At 70.1% G+C, this 7,343-nt stretch carries 6 protein-coding genes; 4 read left to right on the top strand and 2 right to left on the bottom strand.

What is annotated here, in order from left to right; all coding sequences use genetic code 11:
- Positions 1-525: 525 nt before the first annotated feature.
- Positions 526-1,053: a hypothetical protein gene (locus ABT352_RS02005; RefSeq protein ID WP_350941784.1), complete on the bottom strand. Its 528-nt coding sequence runs from the start codon at positions 1,051-1,053 to the stop codon at positions 526-528.
- Positions 1,054-1,909: 856 nt separating this feature from the next.
- On the opposite strand from ABT352_RS02005, the gene ABT352_RS02000 reads away from it, so the two are divergent.
- Both ABT352_RS02000 and ABT352_RS01995 read left to right on the top strand, forming a co-directional pair.
- Complete coding sequence (locus tag ABT352_RS02000; RefSeq protein WP_350941782.1) at positions 1,910-2,584, top strand: TetR/AcrR family transcriptional regulator; 675 nt, start codon at positions 1,910-1,912, stop codon at positions 2,582-2,584.
- A gap of 140 nt (positions 2,585-2,724) precedes the next feature.
- On the top strand, positions 2,725-3,492 hold the full coding sequence (locus ABT352_RS01995) for a bestrophin-like domain (protein ID WP_350941780.1): 768 nt from the start codon (positions 2,725-2,727) through the stop codon (positions 3,490-3,492).
- A 366-nt stretch (positions 3,493-3,858) separates the two neighbouring features.
- Here the strand turns inward: ABT352_RS01995 and ABT352_RS01990 are convergent, their stop codons facing one another.
- Positions 3,859-3,981 (bottom strand): hypothetical protein, encoded by a 123-nt coding sequence (locus tag ABT352_RS01990; protein WP_350941779.1) that lies wholly within the window; start codon positions 3,979-3,981, stop codon positions 3,859-3,861.
- A gap of 898 nt (positions 3,982-4,879) precedes the next feature.
- Here ABT352_RS01990 and ABT352_RS01985 point away from each other — a divergent pair.
- Both ABT352_RS01985 and ABT352_RS01980 read left to right on the top strand, forming a co-directional pair.
- Positions 4,880-5,848 (top strand): LLM class F420-dependent oxidoreductase, encoded by a 969-nt coding sequence (locus ABT352_RS01985; protein WP_350941777.1) that lies wholly within the window; start codon positions 4,880-4,882, stop codon positions 5,846-5,848.
- A 4-nt stretch (positions 5,849-5,852) separates the two neighbouring features.
- Positions 5,853-7,268 (top strand): amidase, encoded by a 1,416-nt coding sequence (locus tag ABT352_RS01980; RefSeq protein ID WP_350941775.1) that lies wholly within the window; start codon positions 5,853-5,855, stop codon positions 7,266-7,268.
- Positions 7,269-7,343: the final 75 nt, after the last annotated feature.

The following is a 7,343-nucleotide window of genomic DNA, read 5'->3' as shown; positions in this document are numbered from 1 at the left end:
GCCGCGGGCTCGCGGGGGGCTCCCCCGGGGTGGGGGCGGCCCCGCTGCGGGGGCGGGTCCCGCGGGGGGGGGGGGCGGGCCGCCGCGCCCCCCCCCCCCCCCCGCCGCACGGCCTTCGCGGTCCTGAAGGCTCGGACCTCGGGCGACGGGATCCCGCGCGGCGGTGAGTCGTCGGTGATCCTGCGGTGATCCTGCGGGCCGGCGGAATCCGCGTGGCCGCGGGATCGGTGGGATCCGTACGGTCGCGGATCGAGGACCGGCGGGATCAGCCGGGCCGGCGCGGGTCAGGAGCGGCGGTGGCCCGGCCGACGGGAGCGCAGACCCGGTGGAACCCCGGCTCCGGGACGGATACCGGTGACAGCCTGGTTGAACGGCCCGGTCGAGTGGAATTCCGGTCAGACATCCCATCAGTGATCAAGGCCACTGACCTCGGGACTCGAACATCGGTCCAGCGGATGAAGGTGCTCACTCACCGGCGGCTACCGGGCACCGAGTCTGCCCGATCAGCTGACCCGGTGACCTCCATCAGCGGAAGAGAATGTCCCAGTGGTCCGCCTCGCGGGCGAAGAGGGGCCCCGAGGTCGCCGACTGGCCGTACAGGCGGGCTCCGTCACCTCGCACGCCCTGTAGTGGGTAGTTCTTCGTGATGTAGCGGTTGATGCATGCGTTGGGCTTTATGTCGAGCTTGTAGCCCTCGTAGTGGCTGTAGGGGCCGGGGGCGTGGCCCACCTCGGTGCCACCGGTGACGACGAGGGGGCAACCGCTGTGGCGCTTCAGCTCGATGGCGCTGGAGACGGTCGCGGATCGTACGGCCTCCAGCGAGGTGCAGTGCGGTCCGTTGCGGTTCGCGCACTTACCCGAGGAGAACCAGGTCAGGCCAGCTTCTCGCAGGAGCCGCTTGGCGTCCGTCTGCTGGAGCCGTATGGGCTGCTGGGCCTTTTGCGCCTGTTGCCGCTGGGCGGGCCTCGCCTCGGACGGCTTTTCGAGGACGGCGGAGACCTGTTCCTCAGAAGCGGCCGCGACCGGTGCCCGCGCGTTTTCTTCGGCCTCCACCGCGGCCTTTCCTCCGCTCCGGAGGGTGGCTTCCTCGGTTCGGGGGGGCGTCTGTCTCCCGACCGCGCCTGTCAGGGCGGCGGTGCGTGTTCGTGCGGTGGTTCCGGAGGGCCGGGGCGGTGCGTCCGCGGGAGTGGCCTCCTCGGGCCAGAGGGGGGCCGTGGGCTCCCGGCCGTGCTGAACGGCGATCGAATGACACAGTTCCCGAAGGTAGCGCCGGGAGGTTTCCAGGGTGGCGATGTCGTACACTCCGATGATCGTGGACCGGCGTACCTCCGCCGGGCCGGCCGCGACGGGCCGGCTCACGATCGCCGCGTCGGCCGACGCGTTCCCGCTCTCCGCGGTCGCGCTGTGGTGCGGGGCCGATGCGATGAAAGACAGCTGCAGAGCGAGCAGTGCTCCGGTGGTGAACCGGGCAGCCCGCTGCTTACAGGGACATGTCCCCATTTATGTATCCCTTGTCGCGGGAGCCCTTCCGCCAAAAGGATCAATCCCACCCCCGAACCCGGATGATCCCTCACGAAGAGTGATTTTTGCCCGGTAGTGGGAATGATCGGGCAGCTCGATGACCTGCTGAGACGGCGTTTTCGGCGATAAGTGACATATCCGTATTTGTCGTGCATGGCGCCACTATCGCGTCCTTGGCGGGGAGCGCGCCGGACGGGGACGGGGTGGCGCGACGGCGAGAGTGACGGAGCAATCACGGATATGAGTGGCGGGGGCAATGTGGCGCGCTTAAGGTCGTTCCCTGGGCTCATCCCCGGCGGTGCGGGACGGATGATCTAGGGTTCGTCCAGTGGAGAAAGACCGGATGAGCACGTTCTCCCAGCTCCAATCGATAGGTGACGAGCGCCCTATGACCGAGCCGACTCCGAGAACCCGTGGATCGGACAGGACCCGTGAGGTCATCGTGGAGACGGCCCTGCGGCTTTTTCGCGAACGTGGATACGAGGCGACCACCATGCGGGCCATCGCCGCCGAGGCCGGGGTCTCGGTGGGCAACGCCTACTACTACTTCGCCTCCAAGGAGATCCTGGTCCAGGCGTACTACGACCGGGCCCAGGCCGAGCACGAGGCCGCGTGCGAGAAACTACTGGCCACCGAGCACCGGTTCGCCGCGCGGCTGGCTGGGGTGTTGCGGGAGTGGGTACGGGTGTCCGAGCCGTACCACGAGTTCGCGGTGAAGTTCTTCAAGCACGCGGCCGAGCCGAACAACCCGCTCAACCCGTTCAGCGCCGAGTCCTCACCCTCCCGGGACGCGTCGATCGCGATCTATCGGCGGGTCGTGGAAGGGTCCTCCGACCGGATGGACAGCGAGCTGCGGGCCGAGCTTCCCGAGCTGCTCTGGCTGATGTCGATGGGCGTCGTCCTGTTCTGGGTGCACGACGAGTCGGAGGGGTGCCGACGGACACACCGGCTCATCGAGCTCACCGTCCCGCTGGTGGACCGCCTGGTGGGGCTCTCGCACCTGCCCGGACTGCGCGGGGTCGCCCGTGACTTCATCGCGGGGGTTCACGAACTTCGCGAATGAATCCCACGAAACTCCCTGAGGCCCCCTGGGACTTCACGAAACCGCGCTGAACTCCATGGAACTCCATGGAACTCCATGAACAACGGTATCGATCTGATTACTCTGAGTAGCTTATTCGATGACCGCTTCAAGGGAGTCTCATGGGCTGGGTAGCCGTGCTGGTGGTGGTGTCCGTCGCGATCGCGCTGATCGCGTTCCGGGTCCTCAGGAGAAAGGGGTACGACGACGGCGAGCACGGCGCGTCGTCCGTCGACTTCTCCGCCAACCTCGCCCTCGCCGTCTACCTGCTGGTGCTGGCCTACGCCGCGGTCCTGTGCCGGGACGCGCTCTCGGTGTCGGAGGCCGACGTCCAGGCCGAGGCCGAGAGCCTCACCGAGATGTACTGGTCGGTGGCGCCCATCCCCGAGGCGGCCCCCGTCCGCTCCCAGATCCGGCAGTACACCGCGCAGAGCATCGCCCTCGACTGGCCGCTCATGGCCGACAGCGAGATGTCCCCGATCCCCGGGCAGACCCTCGCGGACATGCGGGCCACGGTGCTCAGGCTCCGCCCGATCGGCGACGAGAGCAAGAACCTCCAGCAGGACACGCTCGACCGGATCTCCGAGGTCTCCCACGCCCGCGTGATACGGGGTGACGACGCGAGTGCCAGTCTGGAGAGCATCTTCGTGATCTCAATGATCCTCTCCGGCCTCCTGGTGATCGCGCTGCCCTGGACCCTCGGGGTGCGGCCCACGGCCTCGTCGATCATCGCCGACCTGGTCCGGGTGGCCGTGGTCGTCATCGGCGTGTGCTTCATCATCCTGATCAGCCACCCGTTCAGCGGGCTCGGTGCCGTCGACCCCGACGCGTTCGAAAGCGCGCAGCGACAGTACGACCAGATCGACGGCCACTTCCCCGCGCAGCCGTAGCCCTTCTTTCCCGTCACCGGTCCGGTCGTGGGCCGTTGCCCGGTGCGAACGTGTCCGGTCCGGTCGCTGCTCGGCGCGGATCCGGCCTGGCGCGGATGCGGCGCTGACGACGGCGCGGAAGCCCGCCGGTGGATCTCTCACCGGCGGGCTTCACGTACGTGCGGGCCCGCCTCGGGCGGGCGCCGGGGACACCGCGTGGATCTCCCGCGCGGGCTTCACCGTGAGGGCGGTCCCTGCCTCGGGCAGGCGTCGGGGGTACCGTGTGGATCTCCCACGGTGGGCTTCACCGTGAGGGCGAGCGTCGGGGACACCGTGTGGATCTCCCACGGTGGGCTGCATCGCCTGCGGGTCCGGCCACCGGCCGGGCTATCCGCGCCCCCTGCGGTTGAGCGCGGTGACCGCGCTGACCGAGATCACCCCGGTGAACATCACCAGGAGGACCAGCTTCCTGTCGGTCCCCTTGCGCCGCTCGGTGTAGCGATCGAGCACCAGTCGTTGCCGCAGGAGGGGAGGCGCACCGGAGGGCGTCGCCCTGGGCCGAGGGGTGCGACTCGGCGTCGGTGTGACGACCGTCTCGGGGGTGGAAACGGGGAGAGGCCGGGGTCTGGGGGGCGGGGAGGGCTCGGAGATGGGTGAAGAGGACGCGGTGGGGGTCGGCCGCTCCGGTGTGGGCTCCGGTGTGGGCACTGGCGTCGGCTCGGGTTTCGGTTCGGGCTCCGGCTCGGGCGCTGGTTTCGGCTCCGGCTCGGGTTTCGGCTTGGCCGGTATGTCCGCCGGGTGATCCGGCTTCGGCTCCCACCAGTGCCACCAGTGCCACCAGGGGGGTTCCCTGACGTCGAGCCTCGGCGGTGGCGCGGTCGGATAGTCCGGTTCGGGCTTCAGCGCGGGGTGCGGAGCGGTCGAGCGCCCGGTTTCCGGCTGCGGTCGACGGTCAGGGCCGGATGGAAGGCCGGATGGAAGGAGGGGCGAGGAGGACGGCCCTGGCTCGGGGAGCGGAGATCGGCCGGAGGTCGGGCTCAGGGCCGCGTGCGACATCCGGAGATGCGGGGTGTCTCGCGGGACGGGCGATCCCGTCCCGTCTTTCGCCCAACTGGGGTGCGTCCAGGTCAGCACGGGAATCGTCATGCAGCTCATGAGGGCCGCCACACTGAGCAGGCCCCGTCGCCGGCTCATCCGCCGATGTTTCGTCACCCAAGGTTTCTAACATCATACGGAAAGTGATGGGGTGTTAAGTGGCCGGTCGGTGTGGATCATTCTTTTGGTCACATACCGTCTGGTTGGTACGGTCGAGGCCATTGACGGCACCCGGATCGGGCCGGATTCTCCCTCGGAATATCGTTTCGAGGGAGGGTTCCCGGCTGCGATCGCAGAACACGGAGGCGGCACGATGACCACAGGCCCACGCTGGGGTATGACGATTCCCTTCTACGACCGTTCGCTCGCCGCCTCCAAGGACCTGATCGCCGAGCTTCCCGGACTCGGCTACACCGACGCCTGGTCCGCCGAGGTCAACGGTGTCGACGGCTTCGTACCCCTCGCGATGGCCTCGGAGTGGGCCCCGGGGATGCGGCTCGGCAGCGCGATCGTCCCGGTCTCCACCCGGGGGCCCGGCCTGCTCGCCATGTCCGCCGCCACGCTCGCCGACCTCGCCCCCGAACGTTTCGTCCTGGGCATCGGGGCCTCCTCGCCGGCCATCGTGGAACGCTGGAACGCCGGGGAGTTCGTCAAGCCGTTCGCCAGGACCAGAGACACCCTGCGCTTCCTGCGTGGAGCCCTCGCGGGCGAGAAGATCAGCGAGCGGTACGAGACGTTCGAGGTCAAGGGCTTCAAGCTGGAGCGCGCCCCCAAGATTCCGCCGAAGATCGTGCTCGCCGCGCTCCGCCCCCGCATGCTGCGTCTGGCCGCCGAGGAGGCCGACGGCGCGATCACCAACTGGCTCTCGCCCGAGGACGTGCGGAAGGTGCGGGCCGAGGTCGGCCCGGAGACCGAGCTGATCGCCCGGCTGTTCGTGTGCGTCGGCGAGGACGCGGAGAAGGCGCGCGAGCTCGGGCGCTGGATGCTCGCGAGCTATTTGACCGTCCCGGTCTACGCCGCCTTCCACGACTGGCTGGGGCGCGGCGAGGTGCTGCGGCCGATGCACGAGGCATGGGCGGCCGGAGACCGGCAGGCGGCGCTCAAGGCCATCCCCGACGAGGTCGTGGACGATCTCATCGTGCACGGCGACGCGGCCACGTGCCGGAGCCGGATCCGGGAGTATGTGCGCAACGGCCTGGACACCCCGATCCTCGCTCCCATTCCCGGGGGCGGGGTCCCGATCGCCCAGGCCGTACGAGATCTGGCCCCCGTCGAGGAGTGACCCTTTGTACGACCTGTTGAAGCTCGACGCCCTCGGGCAGGCGCAAGCCGTGCGGAAAGGGGAGATCTCCCCGAGGGAGCTCGCCGAGGCGGCGATCGCGCGGATCGAGGCGTGCGACGGCGCGATCAACGCCGTCGTCCACCGCAGGTTCGAACGGGCCCTGGCCGAGGTGGGCGAGGTCGATCCCGAGGCCCCCTTCGCGGGCGTGCCGACGCTGCTGAAGGACCTGGGCTGGAGCATGGCCGGGGAGCCGTACCGCGCGGGATCGCGCACCCTCGACGGGATCTTCGCCGAGCGCGAGGGGTACGCGGTGACCAGGCTGCGCCAGGCGGGGTTCACGATCCTGGGACGGACCAACACCTCCGAGTTCGGCACCGCGATCACCACCGAGCCGGTGGCGTTCGGCCCCACCCGCAATCCGTACGACCTTCGTTACAGCAGCGGAGGATCGAGCGGCGGGTCCGCCGCGGCGGTGGCGTCGGGCATGGTCGCGGTCGCCACGGCGAGCGACGGCGGCGGGTCGATCCGGATCCCGGCGAGCATGTGCGGGCTGGTCGGGTTGAAACCCGGCAGGGGCAGGGTGAGCTCCGGCCCGTCCGCGGGCGAGCCCTGGGCCGGTTTCTCGTCCGCGGGCCTGCTCTGCCGTACGGTGCGGGACAGCGCGGCGACCCTCGACGTGATCGCCGGGACGATGCCGGGCGACCCGTACGGCGCGCCCGCCTGGAGACGCCCGCTCGCCGAGGAGGTCGGGGCGGATCCCGGGCGGCTGCGGATCGGTTTCCTCACCGAGCACCCGGACGGGGACGTCCCTTCGGAGCCGGACCTGGTGGCCGCGGTCACCGAGGCCGCCGGGTTGCTGGAGGCGCTGGGTCACGACGTCGAGCCGGGAGGACCCTCCGCGCTCGCCGAGGACGGCTTCGCCACGCACTTCGGCACGATCGTCGCCGCCCACGTGGCCGCCGATCTGGAGGACATCGGGCGCTGGCGCGGCAGGCCCGTCGAGTTCGACGAACTGGAGGAGCGCAACCGGATCCTGGGGGCGGCGGGCAGGAAGCTCGACGCGGTCGGCTACGTGACCTCGCGCGACTGGATCGACGGGTTCAGGCGGCGGATGGCCGCCTGGTGGGAGTCGCACGACCTGCTGCTCATGCCCTCCCTGGGGGTGGCGCCCTTCCGCCTCGGCCGGTTGCCCGCCGACGACGTCAGCACCTCGCGGGGCCGCACCAACCGCGCGGTGTCGTTCACCTCGCCCGTCAACGCCACCGGGCAGCCCGCGATCTCCCTGCCGCTGCACCGCACGGCGGACGGCCTGCCGGTGGGGGTCCAACTGGTCGCCGCCGCGGGGCGGGAGGACCTGCTCGTCCGGGTGGCCGCCCAGATCGAGGAGGAACGGCCCTTCCTGCACACGGCGATGCGCTGACCGTCCTGTCCGCCGTCCGGGAACCCAAAGGTGTCCGGGAAGCCAAGGGTGTCCGGGAACCCAAGGGGGAAATCA

The organism is Streptosporangium sp. NPDC000563 (assembly GCF_040299985.1).
Lineage (GTDB): Bacteria > Actinomycetota > Actinomycetes > Streptosporangiales > Streptosporangiaceae > Streptosporangium.
The sequence above is the reverse complement of the archived record's forward strand: the minus strand, read 5'-3'. Positions and strand labels throughout refer to the sequence as shown.

Excerpts from the sequence above, each read along its gene's own strand:
- ABT352_RS02000 (WP_350941782.1), top strand. The coding sequence starts at position 1,910 with ATGACCGAGCCGACTCCGAGAACCCGTGGATCGGACAGGACCCGTGAG.
- ABT352_RS01995 (WP_350941780.1), top strand. The coding sequence starts at position 2,725 with ATGGGCTGGGTAGCCGTGCTGGTGGTGGTGTCCGTCGCGATCGCGCTG.
- ABT352_RS01985 (WP_350941777.1), top strand. The coding sequence starts at position 4,880 with ATGACCACAGGCCCACGCTGGGGTATGACGATTCCCTTCTACGACCGT.